Annotated in this window: 13 protein-coding genes and 1 tRNA gene; 4 read left to right on the top strand and 10 right to left on the bottom strand. The window is 65.4% G+C overall.

The window, feature by feature from the left end; translation table 11 throughout:
* Window positions 1-109 precede the first annotated feature (109 nt).
* Complete coding sequence (gene clpB / locus CXR00_RS03590; protein ID WP_104053125.1) at window positions 110-2,740, top strand: ATP-dependent chaperone ClpB; 2,631 nt, start codon at window positions 110-112, stop codon at window positions 2,738-2,740.
* A 27-nt stretch (window positions 2,741-2,767) separates the two neighbouring features.
* On the opposite strand, the gene CXR00_RS03585 is transcribed toward clpB, so the two are convergent.
* Entirely contained in the window at window positions 2,768-3,967 is a 1,200-nt protein-coding gene (locus CXR00_RS03585) for a septum formation family protein (protein ID WP_104053124.1), read from the bottom strand.
* Window positions 3,968-4,244: 277 nt separating this feature from the next.
* On the opposite strand from CXR00_RS03585, the gene CXR00_RS03580 reads away from it, so the two are divergent.
* The gene (locus CXR00_RS03580; RefSeq protein ID WP_104053710.1) at window positions 4,245-4,481 is read left to right on the top strand and encodes a DUF3073 domain-containing protein; all 237 of its coding nucleotides are present in this window, start codon (window positions 4,245-4,247) and stop codon (window positions 4,479-4,481) included.
* 192 nt (window positions 4,482-4,673) lie between these two features.
* On the opposite strand, the gene purM is transcribed toward CXR00_RS03580, so the two are convergent.
* The 6 genes from purM to CXR00_RS03550 form a co-directional block, all read right to left on the bottom strand.
* Entirely contained in the window at window positions 4,674-5,789 is a 1,116-nt protein-coding gene (gene purM, locus CXR00_RS03575) for a phosphoribosylformylglycinamidine cyclo-ligase (protein ID WP_104053123.1), read from the bottom strand.
* The gene (gene purF, locus CXR00_RS03570) at window positions 5,786-7,354 is read right to left on the bottom strand and encodes an amidophosphoribosyltransferase (RefSeq protein WP_104053122.1); all 1,569 of its coding nucleotides are present in this window, start codon (window positions 7,352-7,354) and stop codon (window positions 5,786-5,788) included. The genes purM and purF overlap by 4 nt, the downstream gene beginning before the upstream one ends.
* 71 nt (window positions 7,355-7,425) lie before the next feature.
* Entirely contained in the window at window positions 7,426-7,713 is a 288-nt protein-coding gene (locus CXR00_RS03565; RefSeq protein WP_104053121.1) for a hypothetical protein, read from the bottom strand.
* A gap of 25 nt (window positions 7,714-7,738) precedes the next feature.
* Window positions 7,739-8,119 (bottom strand): sterol carrier family protein, encoded by a 381-nt coding sequence (locus tag CXR00_RS03560; protein WP_104053120.1) that lies wholly within the window; start codon window positions 8,117-8,119, stop codon window positions 7,739-7,741.
* A 20-nt stretch (window positions 8,120-8,139) separates the two neighbouring features.
* Window positions 8,140-9,162 (bottom strand): asparaginase, encoded by a 1,023-nt coding sequence (locus tag CXR00_RS03555; protein WP_104053119.1) that lies wholly within the window; start codon window positions 9,160-9,162, stop codon window positions 8,140-8,142.
* A gap of 4 nt (window positions 9,163-9,166) precedes the next feature.
* Window positions 9,167-10,759, bottom strand: a complete 1,593-nt coding sequence (locus tag CXR00_RS03550) for a molybdopterin-dependent oxidoreductase (RefSeq protein WP_104053118.1) — start codon at window positions 10,757-10,759, stop codon at window positions 9,167-9,169.
* A gap of 117 nt (window positions 10,760-10,876) precedes the next feature.
* On the opposite strand from CXR00_RS03550, the gene purD reads away from it, so the two are divergent.
* Together purD and CXR00_RS03540 are read left to right on the top strand one after the other, a co-directional pair.
* Window positions 10,877-12,199, top strand: a complete 1,323-nt coding sequence (purD, locus tag CXR00_RS03545; RefSeq protein ID WP_104053117.1) for a phosphoribosylamine--glycine ligase — start codon at window positions 10,877-10,879, stop codon at window positions 12,197-12,199.
* Window positions 12,196-13,092 (top strand): phosphoribosylaminoimidazolesuccinocarboxamide synthase, encoded by an 897-nt coding sequence (locus CXR00_RS03540; RefSeq protein ID WP_104053116.1) that lies wholly within the window; start codon window positions 12,196-12,198, stop codon window positions 13,090-13,092. Before purD ends, CXR00_RS03540 begins: the two co-directional genes overlap by 4 nt.
* Window positions 13,093-13,110: 18 nt before the next feature.
* Here the strand turns inward: CXR00_RS03540 and CXR00_RS03535 are convergent, their stop codons facing one another.
* The 3 genes from CXR00_RS03535 to CXR00_RS03525 form a co-directional block, all read right to left on the bottom strand.
* Window positions 13,111-13,749 (bottom strand): dihydrofolate reductase family protein, encoded by a 639-nt coding sequence (locus tag CXR00_RS03535; RefSeq protein ID WP_104053115.1) that lies wholly within the window; start codon window positions 13,747-13,749, stop codon window positions 13,111-13,113.
* A 93-nt stretch (window positions 13,750-13,842) separates the two neighbouring features.
* Window positions 13,843-14,256, bottom strand: a complete 414-nt coding sequence (locus tag CXR00_RS03530; protein WP_104053114.1) for a PaaI family thioesterase — start codon at window positions 14,254-14,256, stop codon at window positions 13,843-13,845.
* A 118-nt stretch (window positions 14,257-14,374) separates the two neighbouring features.
* Window positions 14,375-14,451, bottom strand: a tRNA-Pro gene (locus CXR00_RS03525).
* Between the last annotated feature and the right edge of the window lie 117 nt (window positions 14,452-14,568).

Below are 14,568 nucleotides of genomic sequence, written 5' to 3'. Positions count from 1 at the left end.
AATTCAAGTTGAGTCGAATTGACTCAACTTTGTTGCGTCCGGTGGGATGATCTTTTCTAGGACTCGCTCCGGAAGCTGGAATCCAGTTTGAGCTTGGAAGGAACCCGTAGTGGACACCAAATTCACCAACAAGAGCCAAGAAGCGCTCCAGGCAGCTGCCATGAACGCTGCCACGGCGGGCAACCCCCAAATCGAGCCTGCCCATCTCCTGAAAGCACTGATGGACCAGCGTCAGGGGGTTGCAGTGGCCCTGCTGAAGGCAGCGGGCGTGAGCGCTGATACGGTCAGCGCCGCAGCGTCCAACGCGATCCACTCCCTGCCGTCATCTTCGGGCTCCTCCGTGGCACAGCCGCAGTTCTCGCGTTCCATGCTGCAGGTGATCACTGCGGCTCAGCAGGAAGCCGAACAGCTGGGCGACGCGTACGTGTCCACCGAGCATCTGCTGCTCGGACTGTCCCTGGACAGCGGCGCGGCCGGCAAGGCACTGCGGGACAACGGAGCCGGCCACGACGCTTTGAAGGCAGCCCTTCCATCTGTACGAGGAGACCGAAAAGTGACCAATGCTGATCCGGAAAACACCTTCCAGGCGCTGGAGAAGTTCAGCACCGACCTCACCGAGATGGCCCGCAGCGGCAAACTCGATCCGGTCATCGGGCGGGATTCAGAAATCCGACGCGTTATCCAGGTGTTGAGCCGCCGCACCAAGAACAACCCTGTGCTGATCGGCGAACCCGGCGTGGGTAAGACCGCCGTCGTCGAGGGGCTTGCCCAGCGGATTGTGGCAGGCGATGTTCCGGAGAGCCTCAACGGCAAAACCCTCCTGTCCCTGGACCTGGGGTCCATGGTGGCCGGCGCCAAATACCGCGGCGAGTTCGAGGAGCGCTTTAAGGCCGTGCTGGAGGAGATCTCCAACGCCGAAGGCCAGATTGTCACCTTCATCGACGAGCTGCACACCGTGGTGGGCGCCGGGGCCGCTGAAGGCTCCATGGACGCCGGGAATATGCTCAAGCCCATGCTGGCGCGGGGGGAACTGCGCCTGATTGGCGCCACCACACTGGATGAATACCGCGAAAACATCGAAAAGGACGCCGCGCTGGAGCGGCGCTTCCAGCAGGTTTACGTGGGGGAGCCCAGTGTTCCGGACACCATCGGGATTTTGCGCGGCCTGAAGGAACGCTACGAGGCGCACCATAAGGTGGCCATCGCCGATGCTGCCCTGGTGGCCGCGGCTACGCTGTCCAACCGGTACATTACGGGCCGCCAGCTTCCGGATAAGGCTATCGACCTGGTGGACGAGGCCGCTTCCCGGCTGCGGATGGAGATTGACTCCGCGCCGGAGGAAATCGACGAACTCCGCCGCGCCGTGGACCGGTTGACCATGGAGGAACTGGCGCTGGCAAACGAGACGGACGAAGCCTCGGTGGAACGGCTGGCGGTCCTGCGCGAAGACATGGCCAATAAGAAGGAAGAGCTGGCTGCCCTGAACGCCCGTTGGGAAGCGGAGAAAGCGGGCCTGAACCGCGTGGGTGATCTGAAGGCCCAGATTGATGAACTGCGCAGCGAGGCGGAGAAGTTCCAGCGCGACGGCGACCTCACGGAAGCTTCGAGGATTCTTTACGGTGAAATTCCCGCGCTGCAAAAGGAGCTGGAAGCTGCCCAGCAGGCGGAAGAAAGCAAATTCGGCGAGGAAACCCATGAACTGATGGTCTCGGAGGAAGTCACGGCGGACGACATCGCCGAGGTTGTCTCCGCTTGGACCGGTGTTCCGGCCGGCCGGATGCTTCAGGGTGAATCACAAAAGCTCTTGGACATGGAGGCCAACATCGGTTCGCGCCTGATTGGCCAAACCAAGGCAGTGAGCGCCGTCTCGGACGCAGTCCGCCGTTCCCGCGCCGGTGTCAGCGACCCGGACCGGCCCACCGGTTCCTTCCTCTTCCTGGGACCCACCGGCGTGGGCAAGACCGAGCTCGCCAAAGCGCTCGCCGAGTTCCTCTTCGACGATGAGCGTGCCATGGTGCGCATTGACATGAGCGAATACTCGGAGAAGCACGCGGTTTCCCGCCTGGTTGGAGCGCCTCCCGGATATGTGGGGTACGAGGAGGGCGGCCAGTTGACTGAGGCGGTGCGCCGCCGGCCGTACTCCGTCATCCTGCTGGATGAGGTGGAAAAGGCCCATCCGGAAGTCTTTGACATTCTGCTCCAGGTGCTCGACGACGGCCGGCTCACCGACGGTCAGGGCCGCACCGTGGACTTCCGCAACGTCATTCTGATTCTGACGTCCAACCTCGGGTCCCAGTTCCTGGTGGATCCCGGTCTGACGGAAGATCAGAAGCGGGAGTCGGTTATGTCCATGGTCAACGCGAACTTCAAGCCGGAGTTCCTGAACCGGCTGGACGACGTCATCCTGTTCGATCCGCTGAGCCTGGAGGATCTGTCCAAGATCGTAGACATCCAGGTGCAGGCGCTGGCGAAGCGGCTGCATGAACGCCGTCTGGTGCTGGACGTCACCGACGCGGCACGCGAATGGCTGGCGTTGACCGGGTATGACCCGGCGTACGGCGCCCGTCCGCTGCGCCGGCTGGTGCAGCGCGAAATCGGCGACAAGCTGGCGCGGGGCATCCTCGCCGGCAGGATCAGTGACGGAGACACCGTGCTGGTGGACCGCCCGGAGGGAAACGTGAGCATGGACGGCGAGGAGCTGGTGACGGAACCGGTGGGTCTGACGGTGGAAGCCGCCTAAGCGGCCGGCCTGGCTGCCCTCGGGCAGCTAGTCGGCGAGCAGTGAGGCAGTCAGGTCCGCTTCTCCGCTGGAAACCACAAAGCAGTCGATGCGGCGGTCGCCGTCTTCCCACGACTCGCGGGTGGGGATGACCTTGTTCTCCTGAAGCTCCAGGTCAGGGGACTCGGTCAACGCCTCGGAGTAGCGGACCTGGGCGCAGATCTCAGTGGCCCGTTCCGACAGTGCCTCGGTGCCGGGGAACTCGTCGCTGTCCGGATAGGTGGCTGCGGCGACCAGCTGGGCATTGTGCGGAGTCTCGCAGGTGACCACCGTGACGGGCTCGTTGACTCCGGCGAAATCGGCAAGGCAGGCTCCGGCATCCAGTTCTACGGGTGCAACGTTCTCTTCCAGCACCCCCGGTTCCTTTTCCGAACCCAGGATAACGGTGAAGAACAGCACCACGAGGACGGCGAGCACCCCCAGCACACCAATGATGAGCAGGGTGCGCTTGGTTGTTCCGTTGCCGGAAGGTTCCCCGGATGATTCGGATGATGCTGCGGTGCCGCGTGGCTCAGTGCCGCGGCGGGAACGCCGGGAGTCCGCAGGCTCTGCAGCAGCCTGCGGCTCCGCAGCTTCGCCGTTGCCGGAGGTCCCATCCGTGTTGCCATCGGAGCGGGGAGTCTCCTCCTTCGGGGATTCGTCATCCGCGGTCCCTGTGTCATCCGCGGTCCCTGTGCCAGTCATGGGAGCCGCTGCCGTTATTCCCGCGGTGTGGCTGACCGCCGCAGGATGATTGGCAGCCGGATCGGTGAGGACAGCCGCATCCGCCGCTTCAGCCTCCACTGCCTTAACTTCTGCAGTTGCATCGTTGAGCGAGGCGGCGTCGGCTGCATCGGAGCTGATGTCCGGGCTGCCCAGGGACGGCTCTGCCAGCGTGACATCGTCCGGGTTGGTCAGTTCCGGTTCCTCACTCATCATTGCGTCAGGCTCTGCGTCAGCGGGTTCAGCGGCTGTACTGCCGCCGTCGTCCTGTGCGGCTTCGGTGCCTTCGAACGCGGCGGACCAAACGCGGGTGTCGTGTCCGATGTCCCCTGACAGCCACTGCGGTGGCTCAGCATGGGCTTCAAGGTCCGGCAGCCCGGGTGATGCAGCGGTCGCTGCCCCAGCCTCTTCCGCTGTTGGCTTTATCGGGGACGCTCCCGAAGCGGGAGGGGAATCTGTCCCCGGCGTGCTGTTTTTATCGCTCATGGTGAACGTCAGTCCTCCCTATAGGCGGCCCGAAAAGGGCCCCAAATCTGTCTCTACCCCTGACTTTACCCAGTGTGGGTGCGGTCGTGCAGGATGAGGGGTGCTGGGTGCCATGAACAATCCGGGGTCTTGGAGCGCCACATCGGGCGAGGCGGGGCACAAGGCGGCCCGAAAACATGTAACCTGTACTTACGACAAATTGACCAAATATTCCGGGGCCTCGCTCATCTTGCTCAGAGCGACCACCTCCGGATCGACGCAAAAAGGGGGTCACGCCATGGGGCGCGGCCGTCAAAAGGCAAAAGCAACCAAGCAGGCCCGGGAAATGAAGTACTTCACCCCGGCCACGGACTACTCGGCACTGCAGCGTGAGCTTGCGGGACCAACGAGCCGTCCATCGAGTCGATATCCCGAGGAACCGGCCGAGCCGGATTACTCGGCGTACGAAGACAAGTACGCGGATCAATTTGGCGACGATGACGACGATGAAGGTACTTCCCGCCGCATCGGCTAAAGCGGCACTTCAAAGCGTCGGCCAATTGCTATCCTTCAGCGGATCACCCCCGGGTGGATCCGCTGAAGGCCGTTAAGACGCGTTGCCGTTCCCAGCAGGACCTTTCCTCTCCCGGGACGGGGCACAACAAAGGGCGCCCATCGAAGCCGATGAGCGCCCTTTGTGTTGGGGTCCTGGTGGGGGTTCGGCCCGTTAGCCTGCGTAGTTCCCCACCAGCCGGACGGCACCGCCGTCGACGCCCTTGGCTCCCTGGACGTAGTCCGGGCCTGCCTGCGCCGGGCCTGCGGCACCTACGGTACCCATGACCCATGCGGGGACGCCGCGCTCCGCCAGCCGGGCCAGAGCCGCATCCGCGCCTGCCGCGTCCACGATGGCCACCATGCCCACTCCGAGGTTCAGGGTGCGTTCCAGATCGGACTGCGGCACATTGCCCAGCTCACCCACGAGCTTGAAGATGGGCGGCAGCTCCCAGGTGGAGCGGTCCACCGTCGCTTCGAGGCCCTTGGGCAGCACGCGTGCCAGGTTGGCGGCGAGGCCGCCGCCGGTGACATGGCTGAACCCGTGGACGCCTGCGGTTTCCAGCCGGGCCAGATCCAGGCAGTCAGCGGCATAGACGCGGGTGGGTTCCAGGAGCTCTTCACCCAGTGTCCGACCGAACTCGCTGACCTGGCGCTCCAGCTGCCAGCCGGCACGGTTGATGACACTGCGGACCAGAGAGTAACCGTTGGAGTGCAGCCCGGAGGACGCCATGCCGATCACCACGTCGCCGTCGCGGACGCGTTCGGGGCCCAGCAGGTTGGCGGCCTCCACAACACCGGTGGCTGCGCCGGCGACGTCGTACTCGTGTTCGCCCAGCAGCCCGGGGTGCTCGGCGGTTTCACCGCCCACCAGCGCGGTGCCGGCCACCTCGCACGCCGCAGCAATGCCGCGGACAATGTCCGCGATACGTTCCGGAACCACCTTGCCGCAGGCAATGTAATCGGTCATGAACAGCGGTTCGGCGCCCACCACCACAATGTCATCAACCACCATGCCCACCAGGTCAAAACCGATGGTGTCGTGGATGTCCATGGCCTGGGCAATGGCAACCTTGGTGCCCACGCCGTCGGTGGACGTTGCCAGCAGGGGCTTCTTGTAGGTCAGGAGCCGGGACACGTCGTAGAGTCCGGCAAAACCGCCCACCCCGCCCAGAACGGAGGAATTGTGGGTAGCCTTCACGGCTGCCTTCATCAGTTCAACGGCTTTGTCTCCGGCTTCAACGTCCACGCCCGCAGAGGCATAGGTGATGGCGGTGTCGGACGAGCTCATACGGCTTCCTTCTTATCGGATTCGGTGAGGAGGTTCTCAAAGTCTGAATCTGGTCCGGGATCACAGCCATTGGCGCTGTCTGCGTCCGCAGGGTTGGCCGGCGCCTCGGACTCCAGCAGGGACTTGCCCAGTTTGTCCGCTGCCGGCAGCTCAATCGGATACACGCCGGTGAAGCAGGCAGTGCACAAGCGTTGGCGGGGCTGCTGGGTGGCTCCGATCATGCCGTCCTCGGAGATGTACGCCAGGCTGTCGGCCCCGATGGACGTGCAGATTTCCTCCACGGCCGCACCGTTGGCAATCAGTTCTGCGCGGGAGGCGAAGTCGATCCCGTAGAAACAGGGCCATTGGACGGGCGGCGAGGAAATCTTGACGTGCACCTCTTTGGCGCCGACTTCGCGCAGCATCCGCACAATGGCCCGCTGGGTGTTGCCGCGCACAATGCTGTCATCGACCACCACCACGCGCTTGCCCCGGATCACCGATTCCAGCGCGTTGAGCTTGAGTTTGATGCCCAGCTGACGCAGCGTCTGGCTGGGCTGGATGAAAGTGCGTCCCACATAGGAGTTCTTGACGAATCCATGGGCGAACGGAATGCCGGACTCTTCGGCATAACCCACGGCGGCGGGAGTTCCGGACTCAGGCACGGGAATGACAATATCCGCTTCGACCGCGTACTCGCGGGCGAGCTGGCGGCCCATTTCCACCCGGCTTTCATACACGGAGCGCCCGTTGATGACGGCGTCGGGCCTGGCCAGATAGACGTATTCGAAGACACAGCCGGCGGGAGTGGGCTCGCCGAAACTGCTGCTGCGGATCCCGTTCTCATCAATGGCAATGAACTCACCGGGTTTGATTTCGCGGATGAAGCTGGCGCCCACGGTGGCCAGGGCGGAACCTTCCGAGGCTACGACCCAGCCGCGGTCCAGCCGTCCGAGGACCAGGGGGCGCACCCCGTAGGTGTCACGGGCGGCATAAAGGGTGCCTTCATCCATGAACACGAAGGAGAACGCGCCGCGCAGTTTGGGCAGCAGTTCCAGGGCCGTTTCCTCGAGCGAGCGGCCGTCGGAACCGTTGAGCAGGGCCGTGACCAGTGCCGTGTCCGAGGTGTTGCCCTGGGCGATCTCGCCGGAACGGGGCCGTCCCTCGCGCTCAACGATCATTTCGTAGAGTTCAGCAGAGTTGGTCAGGTTCCCGTTATGGGCCAGCGCCACTGTGCCGCTGGCGGTTGCGCCGAGAGTGGGCTGTGCGTTGGCCCAGTGCGAGGCACCGGTGGTTGAGTAGCGGCAGTGTCCCACCGCGATGTGACCGCCCAGGGTGTTCAGAGTCGTCTCGTCAAAGACCTGGGACACCAAACCCATGTCCTTGTAAACGCTGATTCTTGAGCCGTCACTGGTGGCTATGCCGGCGGACTCCTGTCCGCGGTGCTGCAGTGCGTAGAGCCCGTAATAGGTAAGTTTTGCTACCTCTTCGCCGGGGGCCCAGACGCCGAAAACTCCGCAGGCATCCTGCGGACCTTTTTCGCCGGGCATGAGATCGTGGGAAAGCTTTCCATCACCGCGTGCCATGAGATTAGTCTCTCACGCCGCGGGCAAAGCCAGACCTTCATGCGCAACCATTACGGCCGCTGGGAGCAGGACTACTCTTCGTCCCGTTCGACGACGGCACGGCGGGTTTTGCGGACACTGTTCCAGTCCAGGAGCAGGGCAACCAGGGCGCCGAGGCACACACCCGGAATCGCGAACATGATGGTGAAGAAGCCCAAGGTGGCTTCCCGCGTGTACGTGGGATTTTCCGGGCCGATATAGGCGACCAGCAGCGCCGCGATGAAGCCGGCGATCACGCCCAACAGGAGGAAGGGGACGAAACGGGGGGCACGCCGGACGGTAATTTCGCGGCGTTCGGGACTGTGCTGCTGGGAATCCATACGAGAATTCTACCGGCAGTAGAGGTTATTGGCCTGCACGGAAGAGCGGCAGCCACTCAGACAGGTTGGCCCGCAGCCCTGACGCAGCCACTTTTCCGGCCTGAACGGACTCATTCCAGGACTGCTGCCCGGAGACCAGACCCAGCCAGGTGGCCGCGTCGGTTTCGATCACGTTGGGCGGGGTGCCGCGGGTATGCCGGGGGCCGGCGACGCACTGGGTGACGCCGAACGGCGGCACCCGAACCTCTACGCTGTTGCCCGGCGCGCGCTCCGCCAGCTCTTCCAACGAATAGCGGACGGCCGTGGCCAGGGTGTTCCGGTCCGGTTTCGTCCCTGCAGCAGTGGCAGCGAGGGCAGCGCGCAGCGCAGCTTCGCCGTCGGTGGCGGGGACCCGTCGTCGTGCCATGAGTTGTTCAGCCGGTCCGCTCAGGAATCCAGGAGTGCGGAATCCAGCAGCGCCGTCACGGGTGCGCCCAGACGGATGCTGCCCACGGGCGCGCCGCCGCCCAGAACGGGACGGACAATCTTGTCCAGCACCGCGCTGATCTTGCCGGGATCCACCGCACCGCTGGCGGCCAGCAGGGTCAGGCCCACCAGGGACGCGGCCCGGGTGTCGCCGTCGAGCATCTTCAGCGCCACTGACACACCGGTGTCGGTGCCCAGGACCAGGACGCCTTCGGCGCCGTTCTTGGAAATGATGCCAAGGTCCTCCATCACCACCGTGTTTTCACGGCCGTGGCCGTGAACGGCCCAGGGGTAGTCCAGCATGGCGGTGGCCACCGTGGCGGCGCGGGCATTGCCGTGTTTTCCGGACGGAGCCTTGGCCAGGCGGCCGATGCCGCGGGCCAGCCCGGTGAGCGAAACAGCGGCCAGGGGCGCACCGCAGCCGTCGGTTCCCCAGTGGCTGACGCTTTCGCCGGTGAATTCTTCGATCACGCCGGCGATGCTCTGCTGGAGGGGATGCTGCGGGTCCAGGTAGGTGGCGTGGTCCCAGTTGTTTTCGGTGCAGGCCCAGAGGAAGGCGGCGTGCTTGCCGGAGCAGTTGAAGGCCAGCTTGTTTTTGCCCTTGCCGGCACGGATCAGCTCATGGCGGGCGGCCTCATCCTGCGGCCAGTCTTCGGGGCACTGCAGATGGTCCTCGGTGACGCCGGCGGCGGCCAGCATCGTCTTGACTACGTCCGTGTGTTCCTTGGAGCCGGTGTGGCTGGCGGCGGCCAGCGCCACCTGCGGCCCGCGCAGGGGGACCCCGGCCTGCATGGCGGCCACGGCCTGGAAGGGCTTCAGCGTGGAGCGCGGAAAGATGGGCGTGGTGATGTCGCCCAGGGCGGTGACAACGGTTCCGTCGGCGGCCATGACCACGGCGGACCCGATATGGCGGGACTCGATGAAACCGCTGCGTTCAACAACGGCAAGTTCAACGGCATCGGACGCAGTAAAAGTGGCAGGCATGTTTCTATTCCACCATGAACTGAACGGACTGCCAGCCGGAGGCGCCGTCCGGAACCGTGTCGGCCCGGGCGCCGGTCTGCACACCGTCCTGCGGGTCCGTGGCGCGGGCCCGGACCGTGTGGTTGCCGCTGGAAAGGTTATCGGTGCGGAAGGACCACTGGCGCCAGGTATCCACCGATGCCTCGGCTGCCAGAACGGCGGGCTGCCAGTCGCCGTTGTCGATGGTAACTTCCACGCCGGTGATGCCGCGCTGCTGGGACCAGGCGGTGCCGCCCACGTCCACGGGACCCGCAGGCACGCGGGCAAACGACGCCGGGACCTCCACCCGGGCCATGGTCTTCACCGGTGCCTTCTGGGCCCATCCGCGGTCCGTCCAGTAGGCGGTCTGCGCGTCGAAACGGGTCACTTCCATGTCCACGATCCACTTCGTGGCGGAGACAAATCCGTAGAGCCCGGGCACCACCATGCGCACGGGATAACCGTGCACCGGGGGCAGCGGTTCACCGTTCATTCCCACGGCCAGCAGGGCGTCCCGGTCATCCTGGAGCACTTCCAGCGGAGTGGAGGCGCTGAAGCCGTCAACGCTGGTGGAAAGCACCATATCGGCGTCCGCGGCGGGCCGTGCCCGTGCCAGCAGTTCGCGCACCGGAAGTCCCAGCCACTTGGCGGTGCCGGCCAGGTCTCCGCCCAGGGGATTAGAGACGCAGGTCAGCGTGAGGTGACGCTCAATCAGCGGCGAGTCGAGCAGTTCGGCAAAACTGATCCGCACTTCCTCTTCCACCATCCCGTGAATGCGCAGCTCCCAGGTTTCCGCATCGATTTCCGGCACGCTCAGGGCGGTGTCAATCCGGTAGAAATCCGAGTTGGACGTCAGCCACGGGGTCACTCCCGCCACGGGTGACTGCAGCCCGGCCGGCAGGGCACGTGCCGGGTCAGCGGCGGCCGGCAGCTTCAGGGCCGCGCGGAAGGAGGCAGTGGTGTTCCGGGCTGCGGCGATGGCCCGGCCGCCGGCCGCGGCGGCAGTTCCCGCGATGACGGTCAGCCCGGCGGCGGTGAAAAAGCCTCGGCGGGTGGGGCGGTTCCGGAGCGGAGCGGGGGACGGGCCGCCACGGGATTCACCGGATTCGGCGGCAGGAGTGCGGCGGATCAATCCGCGCAGGACGCCGATCCCCACTGCGGTGCCCAGTACCGTGGGGATGGCGTCCACCGGGGAGGCGCCGGCCCTGGTCACCACGCAGGCCACAATCACCGCACCCATGATGAGGACGGCGGCTACGCCGAGCCCCCAGCGGCGGTGCGCCAGTATCCCTGCGCAGGCCGCGAGTACCGCGATGGTCAGGGCCATGCCCGCGAACAGAGCTGCCTTGTCATTGGTGCCGAAGGTTTCCACCGCGAAGTTCTTCAACCACAGGGGGGTGAAGTCAATGAAGGTGGATCCCAAGGCAATCAGCGGGCGGGCGCGGGCAGTGAAGAAGGACCCCGCCAGTTCCGCTGCAGCCAGGACGGTTCCGGCGGCGAGGATGCCCGCCAGCGCGGCGTAGAGCAGGGCTGGAAGGTTCCGGGGCCGGCGGGCTGGGTACTTCGGGGAAGCGGTCATGGCTCCTATTCGCGGCGGGAGGGCGTTTGTATGGGTGCGGCCACTGTGCCGGCGCTGCTTCGTCACAAGGCCGCCGTTCTTTCTGCTGCCGAAGCGCACCCAGTACGCTGAACTACTGTGAAGGTTCTAGTTGTTGGCCCCGGCGGCCGCGAACACGCCCTTGTCCGATCCCTGCTGGCAGATCCGTACGTCCGCGAGGTGCACGCAGCCCCCGGAAACGCGGGCATCGCGCAGATGGTACCGGTGCACCCGGTCAACGCGTCCAGCCCGGAGGAGGTGACGGCGCTGGCCCGCAGCCTCGACTCGGACCTGGTGGTGATCGGCCCTGAAGCTCCGCTCGCCGCCGGCGTGGCCGATGCCCTCCGCGAAGCAGGCATCCCCGTTTTCGGCCCCTCGAAGGCGGCCGCCCAGCTGGAGGCGTCCAAGGCTTTCGCCAAGCAGGTGATGGCAGCGGCGGGCGTTCCCACCGCCATGGCCCGGATGGCATCCAACCCGGAAGAGGCCGCCGACGCCCTGGACACTTTCGGTGCCCCCTACGTTGTCAAGGATGACGGGCTCGCCGCCGGCAAGGGAGTGGTGGTCACCTCCGACCGCGACGAGGCTCTGGCCCACGCCCGCGCCTGCTTCGATGTTGGCGGCACTGTGGTGATCGAGGAGTTCCTGGACGGCCCCGAGGTGTCCCTCTTTGTCCTCTCCGACGGCCGCAACGTGGTGCCGCTGGCACCGGCACAGGATTTCAAGCGCATTTTTGACGGCGACGGCGGCCCCAATACCGGCGGAATGGGCGCCTACTCACCGCTGGCCTGGGTGCCGGCGGACCTTGTTGAGGACGTTGTCCGCCGCGTGGCCCAGCCTACGATCGATGAGATGGCGGCGCGGTGCACTCCCTTCGTTGGAGTTCTGTACTGCGGCCTTGCACTGACGTCACGCGGGATGCGTGTCATCGAGTTCAACGCGCGGTTTGGCGATCCGGAAACCCAGGCCGTGCTGGCCCGGTTGAAGACTCCGCTGGGCGGGCTGCTGATGGCCGCCGCGAAGGGCGAGTTGGATGCCATGGAACAGCTCAAATGGGATCCCCGGACGGCGGTTGCCGTGGTGGTTGCCGCCGCCAATTACCCGGACACGCCGCGCACCGGTGACCGGATCCGCGGATTAAAAAAGGCCGAAAGGCTTGACGGCGTGCACGTGCTGCATGCAGGCACCGCCCTCAATGATGACGGGAAAGTGGTGTCCGCGGGCGGGCGGGTGCTCGCCGTCGTCGGGCTGGGCGCCGATCTGGAGGCAGCACGCGCGCTCGCCTATGCGGGGGTGCAGGAGATCCGGCTGGACGGCTCGCAGCACCGCAGCGACATCGCCCTGAAAGCACTGCGGGGTGATGTCACGGTGCCCGCGGGCTCCCAGTCCCCTGCGGGCCGTGATGTTGAAGGAGAGCTGGCATGAGCGCCCCCGAACTGGCCGGTTGGACCCACGTCTATTCCGGAAAAGTCCGCGACCTGTACGTTCCTGCTGATCTGTCCGCACCGGGGGCGGGGGAGAAGGTCCTGGTGGTGGCCAGCGACCGGATCAGCGCCTATGACCACGTGCTGTCCAGCATCATTCCGGACAAGGGCCGGATCCTCACCCAGCTGAGTCTGTGGTGGTTCGACCAGCTCGGCAACGTCCCCAACCACGTCATTTCCGCTGATGAGGGTGTTCCTGCCGAAGTGGCCGGCCGGGCCATGATCTGCAAAAAACTGGACATGTACCCCGTGGAAGCCATTGCCCGCGGCTACCTGACCGGGTCCGGGCTGGCCGAGTACCGCCGGTCGCAGACGGTATGCGATGTGCCCCTGCCCGCGGGACTGGTTGACGGCTCACGGATCGACCCCGCGATCTTTACCCCGTCTGCGAAGGCCGAGGTGGGTGAGCATGACGAGAACATCAATTACGACGCCGTTGTGGCGGCTGTCGGTGCCGAAACGGCTGCGAAGATCCGCGACCTGACGCTGGACATCTACACTGCGGCCGAGGCCATTGCCCGGAGCCGCGGGATCATCCTGGCGGACACCAAGGTGGAGTTTGGCCTGGACCCCGCCACCGGCCTGGTGACATTGGGAGACGAGGTGCTGACCCCGGATTCCTCGCGGTTCTGGGACGCGTCCCTGTACGAGCCGGGCAAGGCCCAGCCGTCCTTCGACAAGCAGTACGTCCGGGACTGGCTGACCTCCCCTGAATCCGGCTGGGACAAGGCTTCGGACACTCCGCCGCCTGCCCTGCCCGCCGACGTCGTCGAGCGCACCCGCTCCCGCTACGTCGAGGCGTACGAGCGGCTGACCGGGCGGACTTTTACTTGATGTGTGCGGCGTGCGGACTCAGCGCCGGAAGGTCAGGTGGGTGACGCCGTCGTCGGCTGCTTCGGCGCTGGCTTGGTAGCCGTCCTCCAGGCCGCGCAGGCCGTCCCAGAGGTTGATGCCGCGGCCCAGCAGGATCGGTGTGATGCTTACATGGATCCGGTCCACCAGCCCGGCTTCCAGGAACGCTTTGACCACGGTGGGACCGCCGCCAATCCGCACGTCCTCGCCGCCTGCCGCATAGACCGCCCGTTCCAGCGCCTCTTCCGGTGACGCGGCCAGGAACTCAAATCTTGTTCCGTCCGGCATGTCGATGGGTGCACGGGTGGTGTGGGTAAGGATGAAGACCGGGTAGCGGAACGGGGTTTCATCGCCCCACCAGCCCTGCCAGGCCGGGTCGTCGGGGAAGTTGTGCAGCCCGAACATTCCCGCTCCCATGATTTCGGCGCCGATGCCGTCGAAGTACTCGGCTGCGTATTTGTCGTCCACGCCGGTGGTGCCTCCGCCGGACTCCTGCAGGACACGCTCCCGGAACGTCCGGGTAGCGGTGTACGGACCCACCAGCCGCGACCAGTCTTCACCAAACGGGTTTTCCGGAGTTTGGTCGGTGGTGGTGGCGAACCCGTCCAGGGAAATATTCAAATCAACGCGGACAACCATGGGGAGCTCCTGGCGGTGTGTGCTGTCGCCACGAGCTTACCGTCGGGAATTCACAGATCAAGGGTGCGGGAACGGGACGCACCGCGTGCCGGCTCAGATGGAGGCAGGCTGGGATGCGGGTTTGACGGACACGATTTGGCGCACCACCGCACAGGCCTCACCGGAGCTGTCCGTAACCCGGACGTCCACGACGGTGGTGCGGCCCGTGCGCGTTACCTCGGCTTCGGCCCGAAGGACACCGCGTGCCGGCCGCAGGAAATTTGTGGAGGATTGCAGTGTTGCCGGCGCAGCTGAGGGGTCACCGGAGGCCATGACCGCCATGACTGCAGCGGCGATGTCTGCCAGGGCCATGACCGCGCCGCCGTGCACTCCGCCTCCGATGGTGCCGTATTCCGGCCGGTCGGCAAGCTGCGCCACCACGAGGTGCGGCGACAGTTCGGGAAAATCGATCTCCAGGAATTCGGCAAACGGAACGAGCTGTCGAATCATCTGAGGGGTAATGCCCATGGTTGTTTCCTCCGTGGTGAGCAGCGTGCGGCCTGAAAGGGTCGGATTGAAGCGTACTCGGAGCCGGGAGGAGAAGGGCAACAAAAAAGAGCCTGTCGAATGACAGACTCTTTTTGTTTGGTCGGGGTGACAGGATTTGAACCTGCGACCTCGTCGTCCCGAACGACGCGCGCTACCAAGCTGCGCCACACCCCGTAACCATTGCTTTTCGCCGGGTTTCCCCGCCGCTGAAGCAACTTTACAAGTGTAGACGATCACCGTGGATTCCGCGAAACCGGGCTCGCCGCCGGACGGTAACATCGCCCGGCGGCG

Source organism: Arthrobacter sp. 9E16 (assembly GCF_002929435.1).
In the GTDB taxonomy this organism is placed as follows: domain Bacteria; phylum Actinomycetota; class Actinomycetes; order Actinomycetales; family Micrococcaceae; genus Arthrobacter_B; species Arthrobacter_B sunyaminii.
Note: the sequence above shows the minus strand (reverse complement) of the source record. Positions and strands in the feature narration are given on the sequence as shown.

What these genes read in the sequence shown, in the direction of transcription:
- CXR00_RS03560 (WP_104053120.1), bottom strand. Translation starts at nt 8,119, where the DNA reads ATGGCACGACGACGGGTCCCCGCCACCGACGGCGAAGCTGCGCTGCGC.
- CXR00_RS03580 (WP_104053710.1), top strand. Translation starts at nt 4,245, where the DNA reads ATGGGGCGCGGCCGTCAAAAGGCAAAAGCAACCAAGCAGGCCCGGGAA.
- purF (WP_104053122.1), bottom strand. Translation starts at nt 7,354, where the DNA reads ATGGCACGCGGTGATGGAAAGCTTTCCCACGATCTCATGCCCGGCGAA.
- purM (WP_104053123.1), bottom strand. Translation starts at nt 5,789, where the DNA reads ATGAGCTCGTCCGACACCGCCATCACCTATGCCTCTGCGGGCGTGGAC.
- CXR00_RS03540 (WP_104053116.1), top strand. Translation starts at nt 12,196, where the DNA reads ATGAGCGCCCCCGAACTGGCCGGTTGGACCCACGTCTATTCCGGAAAA.
- CXR00_RS03530 (WP_104053114.1), bottom strand. Translation starts at nt 14,256, where the DNA reads ATGGGCATTACCCCTCAGATGATTCGACAGCTCGTTCCGTTTGCCGAA.
- CXR00_RS03585 (WP_104053124.1), bottom strand. Translation starts at nt 3,967, where the DNA reads ATGAGCGATAAAAACAGCACGCCGGGGACAGATTCCCCTCCCGCTTCG.
- CXR00_RS03555 (WP_104053119.1), bottom strand. Translation starts at nt 9,162, where the DNA reads ATGCCTGCCACTTTTACTGCGTCCGATGCCGTTGAACTTGCCGTTGTT.
- CXR00_RS03550 (WP_104053118.1), bottom strand. Translation starts at nt 10,759, where the DNA reads ATGACCGCTTCCCCGAAGTACCCAGCCCGCCGGCCCCGGAACCTTCCA.
- CXR00_RS03535 (WP_104053115.1), bottom strand. Translation starts at nt 13,749, where the DNA reads ATGGTTGTCCGCGTTGATTTGAATATTTCCCTGGACGGGTTCGCCACC.
- CXR00_RS03565 (WP_104053121.1), bottom strand. Translation starts at nt 7,713, where the DNA reads ATGGATTCCCAGCAGCACAGTCCCGAACGCCGCGAAATTACCGTCCGG.